The organism is Clostridium yunnanense (assembly GCF_016595795.1).
Taxonomy (GTDB): Bacteria; Bacillota; Clostridia; order Clostridiales; family Clostridiaceae; genus Clostridium_AR; species Clostridium_AR yunnanense.
On record NZ_JAENHN010000063.1, the window covers coordinates 1 to 21,560 of the forward strand.

General features: G+C 30.0%; 17 protein-coding genes. 15 read left to right on the forward strand and 2 right to left on the reverse strand.

Translation table 11 applies throughout. From position 1 onward, the window contains the following. Positions 1 to 394 precede the first annotated feature (394 nt). The 11 genes from JHL18_RS22550 (at position 395) to JHL18_RS22600 (ending at position 12,591) form a co-directional block, all read left to right on the forward strand. Positions 395 to 1,504 (forward strand): FtsW/RodA/SpoVE family cell cycle protein, encoded by a 1,110-nt coding sequence (locus tag JHL18_RS22550; protein WP_200273489.1) that lies wholly within the window; start codon positions 395 to 397, stop codon positions 1,502 to 1,504. 281 nt (positions 1,505 to 1,785) lie between these two features. After that, positions 1,786 to 2,970, forward strand: a complete 1,185-nt coding sequence (locus JHL18_RS22555) for an MFS transporter (protein WP_200273491.1) — start codon at positions 1,786 to 1,788, stop codon at positions 2,968 to 2,970. Between the two features lie 163 nt (positions 2,971 to 3,133). After that, positions 3,134 to 3,874, forward strand: coding sequence for an SIS domain-containing protein (locus JHL18_RS26535; RefSeq protein WP_200273493.1), 741 nt, complete (start codon positions 3,134 to 3,136; stop codon positions 3,872 to 3,874). A 274-nt stretch (positions 3,875 to 4,148) separates the two neighbouring features. Continuing rightward, positions 4,149 to 4,388, forward strand: a complete 240-nt coding sequence (locus JHL18_RS22565; RefSeq protein WP_200273496.1) for a hypothetical protein — start codon at positions 4,149 to 4,151, stop codon at positions 4,386 to 4,388. Positions 4,389 to 4,638: 250 nt separating this feature from the next. Then, positions 4,639 to 4,941 (forward strand): PTS sugar transporter subunit IIB, encoded by a 303-nt coding sequence (locus JHL18_RS22570; protein WP_200273498.1) that lies wholly within the window; start codon positions 4,639 to 4,641, stop codon positions 4,939 to 4,941. 234 nt (positions 4,942 to 5,175) lie between these two features. Beyond that, entirely contained in the window at positions 5,176 to 7,194 is a 2,019-nt protein-coding gene (locus tag JHL18_RS22575) for a methyl-accepting chemotaxis protein (protein WP_200273500.1), read from the forward strand. Positions 7,195 to 7,617: 423 nt separating this feature from the next. After that, a complete protein-coding gene (locus JHL18_RS22580; RefSeq protein WP_200273502.1) occupies positions 7,618 to 9,657 on the forward strand; it encodes a methyl-accepting chemotaxis protein in 2,040 nt (679 codons plus the stop codon). Positions 9,658 to 10,049: 392 nt separating this feature from the next. Continuing rightward, positions 10,050 to 10,238, forward strand: a complete 189-nt coding sequence (locus tag JHL18_RS22585; protein ID WP_200273504.1) for a hypothetical protein — start codon at positions 10,050 to 10,052, stop codon at positions 10,236 to 10,238. Next, entirely contained in the window at positions 10,235 to 10,918 is a 684-nt protein-coding gene (locus JHL18_RS22590; RefSeq protein WP_200273506.1) for a glycosyltransferase family protein, read from the forward strand. The genes JHL18_RS22585 and JHL18_RS22590 overlap by 4 nt, the downstream gene beginning before the upstream one ends. 17 nt (positions 10,919 to 10,935) lie before the next feature. Further along, positions 10,936 to 11,565, forward strand: coding sequence for a PIG-L deacetylase family protein (locus JHL18_RS22595; protein ID WP_200273508.1), 630 nt, complete (start codon positions 10,936 to 10,938; stop codon positions 11,563 to 11,565). 51 nt (positions 11,566 to 11,616) lie between these two features. After that, entirely contained in the window at positions 11,617 to 12,591 is a 975-nt protein-coding gene (locus JHL18_RS22600) for an NAD-dependent epimerase/dehydratase family protein (protein WP_200273510.1), read from the forward strand. A gap of 203 nt (positions 12,592 to 12,794) precedes the next feature. On the opposite strand, the gene JHL18_RS22605 is transcribed toward JHL18_RS22600, so the two are convergent. Continuing rightward, positions 12,795 to 14,150 (reverse strand): glycosyltransferase, encoded by a 1,356-nt coding sequence (locus JHL18_RS22605; RefSeq protein ID WP_200273512.1) that lies wholly within the window; start codon positions 14,148 to 14,150, stop codon positions 12,795 to 12,797. Positions 14,151 to 14,168: 18 nt separating this feature from the next. Continuing rightward, positions 14,169 to 15,035 carry an NAD-dependent epimerase/dehydratase family protein gene (locus tag JHL18_RS22610; RefSeq protein ID WP_200273514.1) on the reverse strand — a complete coding sequence of 289 codons (867 nt, stop codon included), beginning with the start codon at positions 15,033 to 15,035 and terminating at the stop codon, positions 14,169 to 14,171. A 125-nt stretch (positions 15,036 to 15,160) separates the two neighbouring features. Between JHL18_RS22610 and JHL18_RS22615 the strand changes: the two genes are divergently transcribed. The 4 genes from JHL18_RS22615 to JHL18_RS22630 all read left to right on the forward strand — a co-directional run bounded on the left by JHL18_RS22615 (position 15,161) and on the right by JHL18_RS22630 (position 21,535). Then, entirely contained in the window at positions 15,161 to 15,907 is a 747-nt protein-coding gene (locus JHL18_RS22615; RefSeq protein ID WP_200273516.1) for a polysaccharide deacetylase family protein, read from the forward strand. 8 nt (positions 15,908 to 15,915) lie between these two features. Continuing rightward, on the forward strand, positions 15,916 to 16,905 hold the full coding sequence (locus JHL18_RS22620; RefSeq protein ID WP_200273518.1) for a UDP-3-O-(3-hydroxymyristoyl)glucosamine N-acyltransferase: 990 nt from the start codon (positions 15,916 to 15,918) through the stop codon (positions 16,903 to 16,905). Between the two features lie 149 nt (positions 16,906 to 17,054). Further along, positions 17,055 to 18,371 carry a nucleotide sugar dehydrogenase gene (locus tag JHL18_RS22625; RefSeq protein ID WP_200273520.1) on the forward strand — a complete coding sequence of 439 codons (1,317 nt, stop codon included), beginning with the start codon at positions 17,055 to 17,057 and terminating at the stop codon, positions 18,369 to 18,371. 20 nt (positions 18,372 to 18,391) lie between these two features. After that, entirely contained in the window at positions 18,392 to 21,535 is a 3,144-nt protein-coding gene (locus JHL18_RS22630; protein WP_200273522.1) for a glycosyltransferase, read from the forward strand. Positions 21,536 to 21,560 lie beyond the last annotated feature (25 nt).

The following is a 21,560-nucleotide window of genomic DNA, read 5'->3' on the forward strand; positions in this document are numbered from 1 at the left end:
TTAAAAGGATTGGTAGCGAAAGCGGCCGCATATTCTTGGCATATTGTCAAGTGATAATCTGAAAATTAAAAAAAGACCCACACCACGTATTTGTGATGCAAGTCTTTTCTTAACTTAATGACATTGGCAAATAGCTGGAGCACTTTTTTCATATAAAGCTATATTGAAATTAAGGTAGTCCTACAGTATATGTTTTAATGAGCGTAGACTTATTTATAGCAACACCAATAACATTAATATAATCTAACTTGTTATTAGGGTGGTATTATGAATTGTTTATATAATAATATGAATAGGTAATAACAATAAGGTTACAAATGATGTGTATAATACTACTATTACCCAAAAAGGTATATAATATATATTAAGGTGTTTTATGGGAGGTGGTAAAAGTATGATAAAGAGTTTATTTTTAGATAGAAAAACACTAAAAGAACTAGATTTTAGCATCATAATTACTATTATATTAATTGTTCTATTTGGAGCGTATAATATTGCAACTTGTAGTAATAAAGCAAATCAACAAGTGAAGTGGCTTATATTATCTTTAGCCGTCTCTTACATAGTATTGTTAATAGATTATGTAGATCTGAAAATATATGTAAAGATATTCTACTGGCTGTGTATGATACTTCTTTTATATACACTTTACTTTGGAAGAACAATAAATGGTGCCACTGGATGGATTTATGTTGGCTTTAATATACAGCCGGCAGAAATAGCTAAGATTGCACTTATTATGATGCTTGGTGTAAAGCTTGAGGATATGGAGTTTAAGGTTAATAATATAAAAAATCTTATAATACTAGGCATATATTGTGTCATACCTATGGCACTTATAATCAAGCAACCAGATATGGGAATGACTATGGTGCTTTTTTTCATAGTACTGGGAATAGCTTTTGCAGCAAACCTTAATATTAAGATTTTAGGAGCGGGAATTTTAATTGTGATTATATCTGTAGTTGGTATATGGAATTCAGGACATTTTATTAAGCCTTACCAGAAGGGAAGAATAATTGCATTTTTAGATCCAGAATCTTATGCGTTAGGTGATGGATATCAATTACTGCAAGCAATGACTGGAGTTGGTTCAGGTGGATTCTTTGGAAAGAAGTTTACTGTTGAAAATCAAGCAAATGCTAATTATGTGGCCAGCAATGTACCAGAACCTCAAACAGATTTTATATTTGCAGTTACTACAGAAAACTTTGGTACTCTAGGAGCGATTGTACTGTTAAGTCTTTATGGATTTTTAATATATAGAATTATAGCAATAGCTAAAAAAGCTAAGGATGGATTTGGGATGATATTTTCGGTAGGTATGGCTACTTATTTCACCTTTGCTATTTTACAAAATGCAGGGATGTCTATAGGTATTATGCCTATAACTGGAATAACCCTGCCGCTTACCAGTTATGGCGGTAGTTCACTTCTTACTACCATTGTGTCGATAGCTTTAGTCTTAAACATAGGAATGAGAAGAAAGAAAATTGTTTTTTAACTAAGGTAAATTGAAAGGGAAATATATTATATAGACATTTAGGTTATGTCTGTATAATATATTTCCCTTTTTACTTCCATTTATTTTTTACAGATTTAAAACACTTTTACTTGTTCTAAGCAGACGAATTGCTGTTATAAGTATTTGTAAAGTTTTTCAAAAAGATTTTATGAATGTGATAAAGAAGAATGTAGATAATAAAGATGAGTTATTGACTATAAGCTTTATTACTTAGATGCTATTGCAACTTATGCAGTTTTAGAATTACAGAGGAGGGCGAAATGTGTAAAGAGGCGAAGTTATTATTAATAGTTAGTACAATTTTTACGTTAGGCATGGGGCTGTCAGGAATATTTGCGAATATATTTTTTTGGAGAGAAACTGGAGACTTTATTGTTATAGCAATATATAATTTAATGCACTATATATTTACACCTGTATCCTTTATAATTGCAGGATATATTGCTAAAAAGAAAAATGGAATATGGGCTCTGAGAATAGGATTACTACTATATGCTGTATTTTATATACTGATATTATTAATAGGGAAAAATGGAGTGTGGGCTATATACTTTTTAGGAATTGTATACGGGTTTGCATGTGGTTTTTATTGGTTGGCTTTCAACACTTTGAGTTTTGATTTTACATGTCCTACCAATAGGGATACATTTAATGGGTACAATGGTAGTTGCTGTGGGTTCGCTAGCATAGTTGCTCCTATAACTTCAGCATATATAATAAGTAGATTTCAGGGGATAAAAGGATATACTATAGTTTTTTCTATAACCTTAGCTCTGTTTATAATATTGATGCTAATAAGTCTCACTTTAAGGTGTAAGAACTGTGGCAGTAAACTAAACCTAAGAGTCGCTTTTTCTAAAAACAATAATGATTGGGCTATGATTCGAAAAGCTACTATGTGCTGGGGCTTTAGAGATGTTATTATAGTATTTATAGTGAATTTGTTAATATTTCAAAGTACAGGTAGTGAATTATCTCTTGGTAAGCTATCATTAATAGGTGCATTTATTTCATCCTTATCATATATGTTAGTACAAAGAGTAATAAAGCCTAATAGGAGAAGAATGGCAATATTTATTGGAGGTATGTCAGCGTTAATAGGTGCATTGCTACTTTCCTTTAGAATAAACTATATGATATTACTCATTTATACAGTTATAGATTCGTTTTTTATGCCATTTTTTATGATTCAATTATCATCTACTACATTTAACGTAATAGATAAATCTCATGAAGGAGATTTAAGAGTGGAGTATATGATAAACAAAGATATAGTACTTAACTTAGGAAGAATAATTAGTACTATAATTTTAGTTGTTTTACTTTCTTTGTTTAAGCATCATAATATTTTAAATATATATTTAATTGTAATAGGTACTACACCATTAATATCAGGGTATTTTTTATCTAGATTAAAAAATATCTTAAATGGGAAGATAGAATAGGATTCATTTAAATTTGGGGGAGAATTTAGGGGGGAAATCTACAATAATATGTTCTTATACCAGTGTAGCATCAGAACTTTGAAAAATTATATATCCATATCTGTAAATTAACCTTTGAAATTACATAAGTAAAGAGGTACTATTTAATTAGGGAGTGGTTGATGTGTTTAGTGCTGAAAATATTGCGAATTTAAATGAACTAGAATTAGACTTATATAAGTATGTAATTGAAAATATGAATAAAGTAATGTATATGAGAATAAGGGAATTAGCACAAGAAACTCATGTTTCCACAACTACTATACTTAGGTTTTGTAGAAATATGGGGTGTGAGGGGTTTTCTGACTTCAAGGTTAAGTTAAAGATGCATGCAAAAGAAAATAATAGTAAGATTCTTGATAATAGCATCAACGCTATAGAAGAATTTATGGAAAGATCTTTAAATGGCGATTTGGATGAAAGTATACTGAAGGCTGCTCAGCTTATAGCTGATTATAATAATGTGATTTTTATTGGAATTGGAAACTCGGGCTTTATAGCAGGATATGGAGCACGATATATGTCAAGTTTAGGAAAGTTTGCAATGCATATAGATGATCCTTATTTTCCGCTTATTGGTGAAATGGTTAGTAATAGTGTAACCATAGCGCTTTCAGTTTCTGGTGAAACTGATTCATCTTTAAGACTTGTAAACTTATTAAAGTCTAAAGGAAGTAAAATTATTTCAATAACAAACAGAAAAAGTTCGACGTTGTCGAAGCTTTCAGATGTTAATATATCATACTACATAAGTACAGAAAATTTTTTAGACAATGCTTTAGAGTATAGAGATGTTACTTCACAAGTGCCTACTGTATATATAATTGAGGCACTAGCTAGGGAAGTTAATAGGTTGTTGCTTTAAATAACAAGATGTTTTCTATATGTATCATTTTACAATCTGAGTTATATATAACTAAATTTTTTAAAACCTTTACATAAATATTGAGAAATTATATAATAATTTATATAGAGTATTTTTAATATTCTAATTTGTATATTTAATTCTAAAACATAGAATTAGATAATAGTATATATAAGATTGATACATATACTAAAACGTATATAGTACAAGCGGTATATTATTTTTACAAGACTAGTTAGGTTATTATATAAATATATCTTAGGAGGAATGTAATATGAATACTTATGTAGCAGAACTAAATTGTGCACAGTTAAAGCAGTTGGTGGAGTTTTTTGATAATTATCAAGATGATAATATAAAATGTACCATTAAAGACAATGTAAGCAAAATTAAAACAACAATGGATGTAGAAACAAGTCTTCCAAAAGATAAGTTAGAATCATATTTAAAAACAACATTTAAGACTAAGTCAAAATTTGGAATGGCGTTGTATTTCGCTATATATGTAAAATAGTAAACTTAAGAGGATGTATTATAGCATCCTTTTATTTTTTATTGAGATATAGATCTAAAATGATATATTTATGGATATTTAGAAATGATAAGTGATTTAAGTGTTTTTTTATGTAACAGTATGTTTTTTTTAGTTACAATATTACAAAACAATATACTTGTTACATAAAACTATAAAACATTTACATTGGGAAATTTGTAAATATATAATTGATTTATATCATTTGTTTGGTTTTATTAGGGGGGATTTTATGAAGAGGGTGTTGATTGTTTGTGCAGCTGGAATGTCTACAAGTTTATTAGTTAACAAGATGATGAGTGCTGCAAATGATAAAAATATAGATATAGAGATCTTTGCTTTACCTATCTCAAAGTGCGCCAATGTAGGCAGTACAGTAGATGCAGTTCTTCTTGGCCCTCAAGTTAAGTTTTTAAAGGGTCAAGTTGATAAAATAATAAAAGGTAGAGTTCCGGTTGTAGTAATTGATATGAAGGACTATAGTATGATGGACGGTAAGGTAGTTCTGGAGAAAACCTTAGCCCTATTAAGATAAAAGCATTGGAAAATAAAATATTAGTCTGCTAAGTTTTTTTGTTTATATTTAACAAGACGGATGTGTAAAAAAATCACTAAGAAGTTGCTTAGTGATTTTTTTTTATATTTATATATTTATATATTTATATATTTATATATTTACAAAATAAAAAATGTTTAAGAGAAAATTAGATGTAAAAAAAGAGAGAAAAATGTCGATAATTAATTATATTAAACCTCAGGAGGATATTTTATGTCTAAACGAAAGAAAAACAAAGGAACGTGGAACTTAAAACTTACAAGTATTCGAGTAAAATTATTGCTTATGCTAATTGTAATCTGCCAAGTTCCTTTAATAACATTTGGGCTTACAGCTTATAACAAATCAAACAAAATACTTTTTGATAAGCTTAAGACTACTTCTAATCAAGAACTAGAGCTAGTTAATGGGTCAATTGATAATTATTTTAAAGGTATTGTTTCAGATGCTACAATGCTTTCTAATAATGTGGATTTTAAGGACATTATGGTTCATCCAGAGTATGAAGCGTACGCTCTTGGAGTAGAGAAAGAATTAAAAGAAAGTAATAACGATATAGAACAAGTAATATTTGCTACTGTAGATAAAAAAGTCATAAGATACCCTGAACATAAGGTAGATCCTAATTATGATCCAACCGTAAGACCTTGGTATAAGGGTGCTATAGAAAATGAAGGTAATGTAACATTCTCCCAACCGTATAAATCTACTACAGGTAACTATGTTGTATCTGTATCTAAAACTGTAAGTAATAACGGTTCTGTTATAGGAGTTGTTTCAATAGATATAGATTTAAGCAATATATCTAAAGAAATGGCAAAGATAAAGATTGGAAATGAAGGTTATGTATTTATAAGTGATGCACAAGGATTAATGATTTCACATCCAGATAAGTCACTTCTAGGTGGAGATATTAATACAAAACTTGGTTACTGGGAAGAGGTTAAGAAGAATCCAAGAGGATTTACTCAGTATGAATACAATGGAGAAGAAAAGTTTGCAAGTTATAGTACCAATGCAATCACTGGTTGGAAAATAATGGCGTCTATGAAAGAAAGCGAATTAAAGAATGATACAAATTCTATCACTAAGCTTCTTGTAGCGTTTTTTGTTATAGTACTGCCTATAAATATATTGGTGGCCTCTTTATTTAGTAGGGCTATAAATATTAGTATAAAGAAGTTAAAGGAAGTATTTAATAAGGCGTCTGCAGGAGATTTGACGGAAAGAATTAGTATTAATTCAAAAGATGAATTTGAAGAACTTGCAGATAGTTTCAACCAAATGACCGATGGTATATGTGCTTTAATAGGCAATGTAAAACAGTCCTCAGATACAATTAATAAGACATCAATATCAATTGCCTCAATGAGTGATCAAACTGCAAATGCCATTGGAGATATATCTAAAACTATTGATCAAGTTGCTTCAGGTAGTACTGAACAAGCTAGAGATATAGAAGATGGGGTGTCTGAGTTACAATCATTAGTGGTTAAGCTTCAAGAAATAAGTAATCAAGCACGAAGTATGAATGAGATTTCTGGAAATACAGATGAAATGACTAAAGATGGTTTAATTGTGATGGATATGTTAGCTATAAAATCTTTAGATACTGAAGACGCTTCTGATAAGATAGAAGTTGCGGTAAAAGATATGAGTGAAGCCTCAAGTAACATCAAGGCCATAACTAACAGTATCAATGAAATTGCTGAACAAACTAATTTATTAGCATTAAATGCAGCTATTGAAGCTGCTAGAGCTGGAGAAGCTGGCAGAGGATTCTCTATAGTAGCTGATGAGATAAGAAAGCTTGCGGAACAGTCAACATTAGCCACTAAAGATATTGAAGTGCTTATAGATAAAGTAGATGATAAATCTAAGGTTGCTGTTAAAGCGGTAAGTGAGGCTAAGGCGACCATAAAAGAGCAAGGAGAGGCTGTTAATAAAACTAAGATTACCTTTAAGGATATAGCTGATGCAATCAACAATTTAGTTGTTATGATTAATAGTGTTCAGTCATCCATTGAGGATATCAATAAAGATAAAGATTCAATAATGGAAAAAATGCAGAATCTTTCAGCTATATCTGAAGAAACAGCAGCAAGTACGGAAGAAGTTTCAGCAGCAACGGAAGAAGTATCTGCATCTATGGATGAGTTTAGTGACAATGCTAAAAATCTTAATAGTTTGTCAGAAAACTTAGAAAATGATATAAATAAGTTTAAAATATAATACCAAGAATGTTTATGATAATAAGAAAAGTTTTAGATGATTAATATTAGGCAAAGATGGCATAAGTAAATACTTATGCCATTTTTGTGTGAGTATATTTTCAAATAATAAATATCGGATATTTTTGATTTTAATAAAAAGTTACCTTACATTAAATATTTAATTAAATTATTTCTTTCCAGTAGTTAAAAATGTTGATATAATGTCGATAAATATATGTAAATGTTGATATAAGTCTAAATGTATAATTTTTTGTAAGGGTATAGCTGATATATGAGTATAGTCTTTTGTGAAAATGTGTAACTTGAACATAAGATGGTACTTAGATAATAGGCTTGATTTAAGCTTTAGAGTGAGCAGCTAACTTATACTTAGATTTGTATGAATATAAGTACAGTTATATATTTTTAAGGGGGAGAAATAATGAAAAAGGATCAGCAACAAAAGACAAAGGGAAATGATGAAAAGAGATTTAAGTTTAGGAGCATAAGAGTCAAGCTCATACTTATGATGATCTTAATATGCCAAATTCCTTTAATTACTTACGGAGTAGCAGCATATAAAAAATCTTACGAAATAATTTTGAACAAATTTAAGGTTACGACCAATCAAGAGGTTAGTCTAGTAAATCAGTCACTAGATAACTATTTTAGTGGAATTGTATCAAGTACAACTATGCTTTCAAATGATTATAACTTAATAAACTTAAGTACTCATCAAGAAAGTGAGGAGTATGCAAAAGATGTAATAAAGCAGGCAAAAGAAAGTAATGCAGATATTGAACAAATAATTTTTTCTACTGCAGATAAGAAATTAATATGTTATCCACAAACAAACTTCGCATCTGATTATGATCCTACAACAAGATCTTGGTATATCAATGCCATGGAGAATAAGGGTAAGGTTGCGTTTTCAGAGCCTTATAAATCTTTAGGAACAGGTAATAATATAATATCTGCTTCTAAAGCTATAATTAAAGATGGTAATGCAGTTGGAGTAGTTACTATAAATATAAACTTAAGCACATTAGCTGATAACATGTCAAAAATAACCTTAGGCAATGAAGGTTATGTATATGTAAGTGACAAGAATGGTATCATGATAGCTCACCCTGATAAGACACTTTTGGGAAAAGATGATACAACTAAGCAGACATATTGGAGTGAAGTAAAGAACTCCAAGAGTGGACTAGCTGAATACATATATACAAAAACAGGTGAAACAAAATTTGCAAGTTACATAACTAACGATATCACTGGATGGAAGATAATGGCGTCAATGAAGAAGAATGAGATTAATGCTGATACAAAGGTGTTAACTAATCTTCTTTTGGTGTTTTTATTTGGCGCATTGATAGTAAATATAATAGTAGCATTTTTATTTAGTGAAACAATTAATAAGAATATCAAGAAGTTAAGACTTGCATTAAATGGAGCTGCTAAAGGTGATTTAACTAATACTTTAACTATTAATTCTAAAGATGAGTTTGAAGATTTATCAGAGAGTTATAATGAAATGACTAAGGGCATAAGTATGCTTATTGCAAACGTGAAAAATTCAACTGATACTATAAACAAAACCTCTATAGATCTTTCAACTATTAGTGAGCAGACAACAAATGCAATAGAGGATATAGCAAGAACTATAGATCAAGTTGCTAGTGGAAGTACTCAACAAGCAAGAGATGTTGAAACAGGAGTATCTGAGCTTGATGCTTTGGTTAAGAAACTTCAAAACATATATGAACAGACAACTAATATGAATAAGGTATCAACTGATACAGATAAGATGACTAAAAATGGATTAGTTGTTATGGATACACTTTCAGATAAGTCTATAAGTACAAGTAAAGCATCAGATAAGATAGAGTTAGCAGTTAAGGATATGAGAGATTCATCTTTGAATATTCAAGAAATAACAAAGACTATAAACAGTATTGCAGAACAAACAAATCTTCTAGCATTAAATGCAGCAATAGAAGCAGCAAGAGCTGGGGAGGCAGGAAGAGGATTCTCTATAGTAGCTGATGAAATTAGAACTCTTGCAGAGCAGTCTACTCAATCAACTAAAGATATACAAGCTCTTATAGAGCAGGTTAATGAAAAGTCAATGATTGCAGTAAAATCTGTTACTGAAGCTAAAACTACAATAGAAGAGCAAGGAAATGCAGTAAAAGAAACTAAAGAAACCTTTAATGAAATATCTAGGGCTATTGATAAGTTAGCTATGATGATTGGTACTGTTCAGCAATCAATAAATGGTATTAATAAAGACAAAGATTCAATAATGGATAAAATGCAGAATATGTCTGCTATATCAGAAGAAACTGCTGCAAGTACAGAACAAGTTTCAGCAGCTACTCAACAGGTATCTGCAAGTATGGATTCGTTTAACGAAAAGGCAACTAACTTGAAGGAATTGTCTAATGGATTAGAGGAAGATGTAAATAAGTTCAAGATTTAATCTGTTTTTAAAAATTATTTGCATTTTAAGAGAAAAACTTAAAATACAAAGTTAATGTTTATAATGAATGAGATGCTTAGTATTGCGATAATTAATTGCAGTACTAGGCTTCTTTTTTTATTTAGAGAAAAAGGTAAAAGGTTTTTGCACTGCATTTAGCCGCAAGCTATTCTAAGTTAGGCTTAATCACTTCAGAAGAAATTTTATTAGCAACTTTGTTAAGTAGACATATTATAGTATTGATTATTTTGTAAGGGATTGATGGACTTGAATAGGGATATAGAAGCACATAAGACTAGTATTGTGATAATTACCTACAATAATATAGCGTCACAAAAAAGTGTATAGATAGCATAAAAAAATATACAGAGCAAGGTGATTATGGGGATGGTATGGAACAAAAATTAGCATTTATACTTAGGAAAATAGAATATGATATTGATGCTGAGAATAGTGTAGAAAAAGTTGCTCAATTATTGTTTTCTAAAAAGCTTTCAATGGATTATATAGATGGAATTATTGAGAAACATATAATTTTAAAAAGTATTATGAGAGATATGTATTTGGGGGAAAAAAGATGAATGATAAAAAAGTTGCATTTATAACCTCTGTGAATGATGAAGAATTATATGAAGAATCAAAGTTTTATGCAGAACATTTAATAGTGCCAGGAGATATTGAAGTAGAGTTCGTTAAAATTAAAAAGTTTAATTCAATAACAGGTGCTTATAATGAAGGAATTAAAAGGTCAGATGCAAAATATAAGGTCTTCATGCATCAGGATGTGTTTATAGTGAATAAAAACTTCATATATGATATCTTACAAATATTTAGCCTAAATAAAGAAATAGGCATGATTGGTATGGTTGGATGTAAGACGATTCCATCTAACGGGGTATGGTGGGAGGCAAATGACTGCTTTGGCAAAGTTGCAGATAGTCATATTGGAAGTATGGAGATAATCAATTTTAAAGAAGTAAAAGACATATATGAAGAAGTATCAGCTATAGAAGGGCTAATTATGATAACACAGTATGATATACCTTGGAGAGAAGATATATTTCAAGGATGGCACTTTTATGATATATCTCATAGTCTTGAATTTAAGAGGAATGGATATAAGGTTGTGGTTCCAAAGCAACAGTCAATCTGGTGTATACATGATTGTGGGAGAATAGAATTAGATTTTAGCTATGAAGATAATAGAAGAAGATTGATTGATGAGTATGGAGAAGAAATAAATGCTCTAAAAACTAACTGATTTATTTTGGAGGAGATATGTTTAAGAAAGTTTTAGTATTGGCACCTCATACTGATGATGGTGAATTGGGCTGCGGTGGAACTATAGCAAGGTTTATAGAAGAAGGTTCAGAAATATACTATGCAGCATTCTCTGTATGTGAACTCTCAGTAAGACAAGGGCTTCCTACTAATATATTAGAAGTTGAAGTTAAAAAGGCTACTAAAACCTTAGGTATAAAACCGGAAAATCTATATTTATATTCATATAAGGTTAGGACTTTTTCTGATAACAGGCAGTCAATATTAGATGACTTAATAAAGTTAAGAGAGCTACTAAAGCCAGATTTAATTTTGCTGCCATCATCAAAGGATATACATCAGGATCATCAGATTATCACAAATGAAGGTATTAGAGCTTTTAAAATGTTCACTATACTAGGTTATGAAATGATATGGAATAACCTTTCCTTTAATACTCAAGCATTTTATGTTCTAGAAGAAAGGCATATATTAAGAAAAATAGAAGCTTTAAGATGCTATGAATCACAAAATCATAGGGATTATATTAAAGAAGATTTTATTAGAAGTATGGCTATTGCTAGGGGTGTGCAGATAGGGGAAAAATTTGCAGAGGGTTTTGAAGTTATAAGATGGATAAATAAATGATAATTCTACTGGTTTATATCCAGTGAGAATATTTTTAAATGGAGGGTGAATATGAATTTAGATACCCAAAATAGAAGAGTTATGTTGACAGGTGGAGCAGGATTCATAGGTTCTAAGCTTTGTGAGGCTTTAGCTAAGGACAATACGTTGTTAATTTATGATAATTTAAGACGTAACTCAATTAAAGATACAAATTTGTTAAGTGAGCATTCTATCACTTTAGTACAAGGAGATATGCTAGACTTAGTATATTTGAAAAAGGTAGTTGAAGATTTTTCTCCAGATATAGTTATACATTTAGCTGCAATAGCTGGAGTAGATACAGTTATTAATAATCCAGTGGAGACTATGAAGGTTAATATGCTAGGAACCTATAATATTTTAGAAGCAGTAAAGGATCATGCAGATGATATAAGCAGATTTATAGATTTTTCTACCAGTGAGATTTTTGGTAGCCATGCCTATAGGGTGGATGAGCAGTGCAATGCAAAAATAGGTCCTGCTGGAGAATCTAGATGGACTTACTCTGTGAGTAAGCTAGCTGGTGAACATCTTACTCATAGCTATTATAAGCAATATGGGCTAAAGGCTGTAACTGTAAGACCTTTTAATATATATGGGCCAGGACAAGTTGGAGAGGGAGCAATTCATAAGTTTATACTAAAAGCTATCAGAAACGAGGAAATACAGATTCATGGAGATGGAGAACAAATAAGGTCATGGTGTTATATTGATGATTTTATTGAAGCAATAAGGCTATGCATAAGTTGTGACTCTGCAATAGGCAATGCTTTAAATATAGGAAATCCTAAAGCTACTATAACAATAGAAATGTTAGCTAAGCTGATAAAGCTGGTAGCAAATTCTAATTCTAATATTATATATGTACCAAAAGCATATGTAGATGTTGAGTTAAGGGTTCCTAGTATTGATAAGGCTAGAAAAGTTTTAGGTTTTGATCCTAAAATTGATTTAGTAAGCGGATTAAACAAAACTATTGAATGGTATAGGAGTTTAGAAAAATAAATATATATGGATGTACCGCTTCATATTAAAACTTATTATTTTTAAATTCTCTCACCAAAACCCGTGAGAGCTTTAAGAATATATTTCTGATTGAAGTGGTACATCCAATAATCATCAGAAGTGGTGATTATGGAACAAGTATAAATTAAGTTCCTATAAAGGAACCCAACTTCAACTATTGAATGGTAAAATGGAATTTAAGTTTATAATTTATTATATATATTGTATAAATCAGAGCATATTAAATTCATATCATGATATTTTTCAACATATGATCTGCCTTTCAATCTTAAATCTTTTGCTATGTCTTTGTTGGTGAGAAAGTTCCTTATGGTTTCTTTTATATTATCTGGATTTGCAGATATAATAGGTAAATCTTTTGGATATTTCTCTTTCATAAAATCACTTATATAGCATATAACTGGTTTACCCATTGCCATGGCTTCTATACAAAAGAGTCCATAACTTCCAGTTAGAATTTGATCTATTATTAAATCAGCTTTTGCATATATTTTAATAGCTTGCTCATGAGAGACTCCATGCACTAACTTAAAATCAAAATCATAGTATTGCTTTAGTTCTTCAACTGCACTTAATATATATGGGGTTCCTTTAAATTCAGGGGAAGTAGGCGCATGAACGATTAGAGGCTTATCATTTTTGGTTTGTTCAACAAGATTATACTCAGACAGATCGATAGCAGGTCTAATATAATGAATGTTAGTATGAAAGTCTTTTACGTATTCTGCTAATTCATAATCTACTAAGCAGTCTGATACATAGTAAGAGATAAACTCCAAGTGTCTTTTAATCTGTTCTTCATCCATGTTTTTTACCTTTACATATTTATTTAATTTTACTGCTCTAGAGTACATTCTCACATCAGAGCCCCAGTACTGCATCACAACTTTCTTTCCCAATTCTTTTAATAATGGTAGATCACTGTGATCTAAAGTTAAGCTTGTTCCAAAAAAAAGATGAAAGACATTATTTTCCGATATAAGTTCAGAGGCTATTCTTTTTGTTTTTAAGTCAGCAATATCAAAATCTTCAATTAAAGATAGATCTAGTGTATAGTCATTTGTGTAGCCTAGATAGCTAGGATAATAATTTATAGATTTAGCATTATGGCCTAACTTCCTTAGTCCCTTTACAGAGGTATGCATCTGGTTAGCTATCTCCATAGAGCCAAGGACTATATTAAGTGTACTAAAATCATTTTTCACACTGATTTTGAAATCTATAGATGGGTTAAATAGTTTTGATTTACAGAAATATTTTAAGGCTTCTGCGGACTTATGCTGTTTATTTAAAAGATTACCTAAAGAAAAGTTTAAGAGACCATTTTTTTCATCAATAGCTAACCCATTATTAAAGATAAGAGTGGCATTTTGGTCTTGATCTTTAAGCATCAGTAAATAACCATATAAATAATAGCCATCTGGATCAGTAGGTGATAACTTTACATAATCTTCTGCAAGTGCATAAGCTATGTCTATATTATTTTTCTTTATATGTGATTCTATGGTTTGTTTTAGGTTCTTTAGGTTATTATCCATTTTATACACCTTCTAATTTTATGAGCCTTTCAACCAATTGAAGTAGTAAGTGAGTCCCTGTTCTAAATTTATATTTAATTTATAATTCAAATGAGAATATAATTGGCTGTTATCACCTACTAAATCTTCTGTATCAGTTTCTTTATAGAAAAAACGTAGATTTTTCTTACCTGTAATCTGTACTATTACATTACAAAGCTCTTCTATTGAAATAATATCATCTCCACATGCATTGAATATTCCTGACACATCATTTTCAATAACTAGCTTAATGACATCTATTAAGTCGGATATATATATAGGATTTATTTTAGGATGTCCATTCCTATTTAGTGAAATTACATTATTGTTCAAAATATCGTAAAACAAATTACTTATTAACCTTCCTTTTTGTCCTTCTCCGTATGGGAAAAATGGCCGTAGTATTATAATATCTAATCTATCCTTATACAAATTACAAATTTTCTCTGAGAAGTATTTACTTAATAGATAGATTCCTTCTGGTTTACAAGAATCGTATTCTGATAAAGGTTTCTTACTATAACCATACACACCACCAGAGGATAGAAAAATAAACTTTTTTACGGAATTCTTAATACAGAACTCTAATAAGGCTATAGTAGATTTAACGTTCACATCTATATATTCATAGTTATCAGTGCTTTTGCTGTTAACTATGGAAGCACAGTGAATTACTGCACAGGGGGGAGGAATTATAACATCATCTAACCCGGTCTTTAAATCCCAATAGATATTAGAGCACATTGGATTTTTAGTCCTTCCTAAGTTTGTAATGTTATATATACTATTCAATGAATTTACTAAGTGTGTACCTATAAAACCAGAACCACCGGTTATTAGTAAGTCTAGATTTTTCATTATCATAAAGTCTCCTTACAGAAATTTATAAAGAACAAAAGGTTTTTTTCTTCATATTATATGGGGAAACTTATAAATTGCCCCATATGAATACTGTTTTGACTATAGTAAGTTAAGGAGATAAGGTGAATATGTTTACTTATAAAGAATATGAGACACTTATAGAACTAATGAAGCAAGTGAATACAATATATACGTTTAAAGCCTTACCAGAGAAATCTTCCACAGGAATAATATTAAGACATGATATAGATTTTGATATTGAGACAGCTTATACTCTATCTCAAATTGAAGAACAAAAAGATGTAAGGAGTACTTATTTTGTGCTTACAAGCTCGGAACTTTACAATCCCAATACAGCTACGAATAGAAAGTTGTTACAAAGGATGCATGATAAAGGATTTGAGATAGGGTTGCATTTTGACCCACTTGTATATGGTGAACTAGATGATGAGTATATAAAAATTAACATGAAAAATGAGTGTAGCATTGTCGAAAATATCATTAATGATAAGGTGCATTCTGTAAGTCTGCATAGACCATCCATCTATAATGTATACCCAATATTTCAAGGATATAAGAATGCATATAGTCCACAATTCTTTAATCCTGAACTTTATGTATCGGATTCTTGTAAGGATTTTAGAGGGAAAAATGTATTTGAATTTGTAAGAAAAGGAAAAGAAAATTTAATACAGGTGCTGTTACATCCAGTTCATTTTGGAGAAACAGAGGCAACTTATGTACATGTACTTAACAAAATACTTCAAAGAAAAATTAATGAATTAGATTATGATATGAGATTGAATAAAAAATATAACGAGGAAATAGGTAGGAAAAAATTATTAGATTGTTTTTGTAAATATGAAGAGGTTTAGGAGAAGTTATGGATAAGAAGTTCTTTTTTAATAGTTATGAGTTAATGAATATAGAACATTGTTATGGAAAGATAAGCAAAAGTATTAATATTTATAATGTTTCAACTTCGTCAAGGCCAATTGATAATAGTCTTATATTTATAAGTAAGATTGATAAGTTTTCATTAATGAATATGAGTTTTGTAAAGGAAAGTATTATATTGATAAGTAGTGTTATAAAGTTACTTTTTGATGAAAATAAGATAAATATTGATAAAAATAATATAGTTATTATAGTAGAAAAGCCAAGGCTAGAGTATGCGAAGATTTTAAATTATATCTTAAAAAGAGAAATTAAAACACTAAAGCCATATGAGCCAAGTGGTGAAGGATATGTCATGGGGCAAAATGTAAAAATAGGACAAGGGACTCGAATAGAACCGTTTGTTTTTATTGGACACAATTGCAGCATAGGTGAGAGATGTATTATAAAGAGTGGAGCGAAGATAAGGGATAATGTTGTTGTAGGAAATGATAGTATTATAAAAGAAAATTCAGTTATTGGTGATGAAGGATTTGGTATGGAGAGGGATGAAAAAGGAGTTCCCTTCAGAATACCACATCTCGGAGGAGTAGTTCTAGGTAACAATGTAGAAGTTGGAGCTCTAGTTTCAATTGCTCAAGGCACAATTGAACCTACGGTTATTGAGGACGATGTTAAAATAGATGACTGTGTATTTATTGCTCATAACTGTAGAGTAGGAAAAGGCTCATATATAATTGCTAATTCAGAGATTAGTGGTAGTGTAAACATTGGAGAAAATACTTGGATAGGACCAAATACCTCGATAATTAATGGGGTTAGTATTGGAAGTAATGTAACCATTGGTATAGGAAGTGTAGTTTTACGAAATGTGCAGGATAATGAAGTGGTGGCAGGAAATCCAGCTGATACTATTGAAAATTTAAAAGTTTTAAAGAGGATTAAGCAAAAACTTTTAAATGAGACAAATGTTTAACAATTAAAATAGAGTACTAGTACGCTTTTCTAAAAGTTTCAAACTAGCATGAAGATAGATATATTAAAGAACATATTTTTTCAGTAAGCATAATATATAATAGATTTAATGTAAAATGTTGACAGTTTGTAAATAAAGGAGTTATTAAAGTGACTAAAGAATCTATTCTTGCTGAAAAGATAGCAAACAAAAGTGCAGTTGTAGGAATTGTAGGATTAGGATATGTAGGTCTTCCTCTAGCTGTTGAAAGTGCTAAAAGTGGATTTAATGTTATAGGTTTTGATGTGCAAGAAAGAAAAGTTAATATGGTAAATGAAGCTGTTAATTATATAGGAGATATAGTTGATACTGACCTTAGAGATTTAGTTTCTAAAGGAAGATTAAAAGCAGTATTAGATTTTAATTTTGTAAATGAAGTGGATATAGTACTGATATGTGTGCCAACTCCATTGGATAAATATCAGCAACCAGACATTAGCTATGTAAAAAAGTCTACAGAGGCTATTGCCGATTTTCTTCATAAAGATATGATTGTTATTTTAGAGAGTACCACATATCCAGGAACAACTGAAGAGTTAATACTTCCTATACTAGAACAAGGCTCTGGATTGTCTTGTGAGAAAGATTTTTACTTAGCATTTTCACCTGAAAGAGTAGACCCTGGAAATGTAATTTATAAGACAAAAAATACACCTAAGGTAGTAGGCGGTATAGGATCTAAAAGTTCAGTAATTGCTGAAAGTTTTTATAAGAGTGTACTTGAAAGCGAGGTTATTAGAGTATCTAGTCCAAGAGTGGCTGAAATGGAAAAAATACTTGAAAATACTTATAGAAATATAAACATAGGTTTGATAAATGAAATGGCCATTATATGCAATAAGATGAATGTAGACATTTGGGAAGTAATAGAGGCGGCTAAAAGTAAGCCTTATGGTTTTCAAGCATTCTATCCAGGACCAGGGCTAGGTGGACATTGTATTCCACTAGATCCCTATTATTTAACTTGGAAGGCACGAGAATATGATTATCATACTAGACTTATAGAAACAGCTGGTGAGATAAACAATTATATGCCTAAATATATAGTGCAAAGATGTTGTGAAATATTGAATAGGCTTAATAAGCCTTTGAATAAATCAAATATATTGATACTCGGAATAGCTTACAAAAGTGATATAGATGATTATAGGGAAAGTCCTGCACTTAAAGTAATTGAAATATTTAAAAAGCAGGGAGCACAAGTTAATTTCTATGATCCTTATATTTCGGAATATGAATTTAAGGGCGAAAAATACAGTGGTGTTGAGTTGACGGAAGAAATATTAAGTAAATCAGATTTAGTAGTAATTACTACTGACCATAAAAAATATGATTATATCTTTATCCAAAAAAACTCCAAGATAATATTTGATACTAGAAATGCAACTAAAAAGCTTAAGGACAGGCAAAATATAGAACTTCTTTAGCAGGTTTAAAGGAGAGTGTTATGAAAAATGAAGTAAGCCTCTGTATGATTGTGAAAGATGAAGAAAGTTTATTACCTATATGTCTAAACAGCATTAAAGATCTAGTGGATGAAATCATAATAGTAGATACAGGCTCTAAGGATAGAACAATAGATGTAGCAAAGAGTTTTAGCGCTAAGATATATAACTTTAATTGGAATAGTAATTTTAGTGAAGCTAGAAATGAATCTCTAAAGCACGCCACAAAAGACTTGATATTAATAATGGATGCAGATGAAGAGCTTTATTTAGAAGACAAAGAAAAACTTAGAATATTATTAAGTGGTGAACTAAAAGAGAATGCTATTTATTTTTTTCAAGGAATAAGTTATTTAGGTGAGAAGATTGATGAAGGTAATATCACCACTAGTTTAAACCCACGGTTATTTAAAAATAATAGAGGTATTCATTATGAGGGGCAGATTCATAATCAATTAGTGTATGTAAATAATGAGGTTAATGTAATTGAAGCATCTATAAAGATACATCATTATGGATATTTAAATGACAGAATAAATTTAAGGAAAAAACGGGATAGGAATATTCCTATTTTAGAAGAACAGATAAAAAGAAACTCTAAAGATGGATTTGCATATTTCAATTTAGGAACTGAATATTATTCATTGGGAAATATTGACAAAACACTAGAGTGTTACTATAAAGCTTATGAACAATTTGATTGTAACTTAGGATATAGTTCTAGACTTATAATTAGAATTGCTCTTGTTAATTATGAATTAAAAAAATTTATGAAAGCTCTTGAATTTATAGATATAGGAGTAAGATATTTTGAAGATTATACAGATCTATATTTTATAAGATCTTTAATTTATAAAGAATTGAAAGATAATAATATGCAGCTTGAGGCACTTAATAAGTGTATTGAATTAGGTGAAGCTCCAGTTAAGTTTAGATATTTAAGTGGTACAGGAACTTATGCCGCGTACAATGAGTTGGCAAATTTATATTTAGAACTTAAGAACTATGATAAGGCGTATTTATGTTTTGTGGAAGTTATTAAGGCTAAACCAGATTATATTGTGCCTTTGTATAATATTATTCATATATTAAAGAAATGGCAGATAAAAGAGGATGAAATTAGGGCTAGAGTTGAAGAACTTTTTTACGACTATCCTAGAGCTTATTATATTATTGCAGAAGCTTTTTTTCATGAGCAATATTATGAGATTTCTCTGTATTATGCTGAAAAGTGCATTACCTCAGGTATAGATAGTAGCAATATTATAGAACTTAGGGATAGATGCGTTAAGGAAATTAGCAAATATAAGGGTTTGAATGAAATTGATATTATAAGTAAAGGCGAGCTTGAGGTAGATAAAATGATAAATGAAGTAAGTCTGTGTATGATTGTTAAAAATGAAGAAGAGTACTTACCTAGATGTTTGAATAGTGTTAAAGATATAGTGAATGAGATTATTGTTGTAGATACAGGCTCTACAGATAGAACTGTAGAAATTGCTAAGGAGTTTGGAAGTAAAGTATATTTCTTTCAATGGAATAATAATTTTAGTGAAGCTAGGAATGAATCCTTAAAATATGCTACTAAAGATTGGATTTTAATAATTGATGCTGATGAAGAGATTTACGAGGAAGATCAGAAATTATTTAAGGTACTTTTAAATAGTAAATTAGATGAATATGCAATTTATAACTTCCAAGGAGTAAGCTATTCAGGAAATTCAATTGATGAAAACAATAAAACTATCAATTTAAATCCAAGATTATTCAAAAATAATTTAGGAATTCATTATGAAGGGGCAATTCATAATCAGTTAATATATAATAAAAAAAATTATAATGTGATTTGCGAAGATGTAAAAATACATCATTATGGTTACCTAAATGAAAGAATAATATCAACAGACAAAAGAAATAGAAATCTTGCAATTTTAAAAGATCAATTTGGAAAAGATCCAAATGACAAGTTTGTTTGTTTTAACTTAGGCAACGAATATGCTGCATTAGGTGATTTGAATAAAGCCTTAGAATTGTACTATAAAGCCTATGATAATTTTGATGCCAATACAGGATACAGTGCCATGCTAATAATAAGGATGGTGTATCTAAATTACGATATGGGAAGATATACTGAGGCTTTAAGAATTATTGAAGAAGGCACTAGATATTATGCAGACTGTACTGATTTGTATTTCTTGAAATCAGAAGTTTATAAAGTTCTAAGGAAACCAATTTTGAGGATTAAGGCATTGGAAAAATGCATAGAAATAGGAGATTCCCCTGCCCAGTTAAAGTTTTTTTCTGGAACAGGAGGGTTTAAGGCTTACTATGAATTAGGAAATATATATTTGGAGTTAAGAGATTTTGATACTGCGTATAACTATTATGTAAAAGCTATGCAGAGTGAACCTGGTTTTATCACTCCTATATATGATATTGTTCCTATGTTTAGACTCCTAAATATAAAGATAGATGAAATAAGAAGTACAGTAGAGGAGCTTGGGGCTGCTACTAGCTTAGATTATAGTATTCTGGCAGATGCATTTTTTAGAGAAGGTTATTATGATGTAGCTCTAGAGTGTATAGAAAAATGTGAGAAGAATAGTGAACTCATAGATGCCATGAAGGTACTTAAAGGAAGGTGTTTGGTTAGAACAGGAAAATTTAAAGAATGTATTTCTGTAGATAAGGTAATGGAAGATAGCGAGGGATATATAGAACTTCAGATGTGTAGAACTCTAAGTTATGTGCTCATGAAAGATTATAATAATGCTAATCAGTTAATACAAAAAATTAATTCTTTTAATATGCTAGATTATAGCAAAAAGGTAGTAGAGGTATTTAATCAGTTAATGAATATGCTTCAAGGTAAAACAGCAACTATAATCAATAAAGATGAAAATGAAACATCATATATGGATATAATAATAGAAATTTGCGAGATAATGTTAGTAATCCAAAGATATGACGAACTATCAATAGCAGTAAACTTGGCTAATTTAGTTGACAACAGATTTGCATTACTAAGATTAGGAAAACTTTATTTTAGATATGGATATATTGAATTGGCTAAAAAAGAGGTTTTAAGATCTATAAAAGAGTTAGGCGTATATGATGCAGAAGGACTTGATATATTAAAGGTTTAAAAAATAAAACTCCTTATCAATAATG

What these genes read in the sequence shown, in the direction of transcription:
- JHL18_RS22550 (WP_200273489.1), top strand. Translation starts at nt 395, where the DNA reads ATGATAAAGAGTTTATTTTTAGATAGAAAAACACTAAAAGAACTAGAT.
- JHL18_RS22555 (WP_200273491.1), top strand. Translation starts at nt 1,786, where the DNA reads ATGTGTAAAGAGGCGAAGTTATTATTAATAGTTAGTACAATTTTTACG.
- JHL18_RS22565 (WP_200273496.1), top strand. Translation starts at nt 4,149, where the DNA reads ATGAATACTTATGTAGCAGAACTAAATTGTGCACAGTTAAAGCAGTTG.
- JHL18_RS22570 (WP_200273498.1), top strand. Translation starts at nt 4,639, where the DNA reads ATGAAGAGGGTGTTGATTGTTTGTGCAGCTGGAATGTCTACAAGTTTA.
- JHL18_RS22575 (WP_200273500.1), top strand. Translation starts at nt 5,176, where the DNA reads ATGTCTAAACGAAAGAAAAACAAAGGAACGTGGAACTTAAAACTTACA.
- JHL18_RS22580 (WP_200273502.1), top strand. Translation starts at nt 7,618, where the DNA reads ATGAAAAAGGATCAGCAACAAAAGACAAAGGGAAATGATGAAAAGAGA.
- JHL18_RS22585 (WP_200273504.1), top strand. Translation starts at nt 10,050, where the DNA reads ATGGAACAAAAATTAGCATTTATACTTAGGAAAATAGAATATGATATT.
- JHL18_RS22590 (WP_200273506.1), top strand. Translation starts at nt 10,235, where the DNA reads ATGAATGATAAAAAAGTTGCATTTATAACCTCTGTGAATGATGAAGAA.
- JHL18_RS22595 (WP_200273508.1), top strand. Translation starts at nt 10,936, where the DNA reads ATGTTTAAGAAAGTTTTAGTATTGGCACCTCATACTGATGATGGTGAA.
- JHL18_RS22600 (WP_200273510.1), top strand. Translation starts at nt 11,617, where the DNA reads ATGAATTTAGATACCCAAAATAGAAGAGTTATGTTGACAGGTGGAGCA.
- JHL18_RS22605 (WP_200273512.1), bottom strand. Translation starts at nt 14,150, where the DNA reads ATGGATAATAACCTAAAGAACCTAAAACAAACCATAGAATCACATATA.
- JHL18_RS22610 (WP_200273514.1), bottom strand. Translation starts at nt 15,035, where the DNA reads ATGATAATGAAAAATCTAGACTTACTAATAACCGGTGGTTCTGGTTTT.
- JHL18_RS22615 (WP_200273516.1), top strand. Translation starts at nt 15,161, where the DNA reads ATGTTTACTTATAAAGAATATGAGACACTTATAGAACTAATGAAGCAA.
- JHL18_RS22620 (WP_200273518.1), top strand. Translation starts at nt 15,916, where the DNA reads ATGGATAAGAAGTTCTTTTTTAATAGTTATGAGTTAATGAATATAGAA.
- JHL18_RS22630 (WP_200273522.1), top strand. Translation starts at nt 18,392, where the DNA reads ATGAAAAATGAAGTAAGCCTCTGTATGATTGTGAAAGATGAAGAAAGT.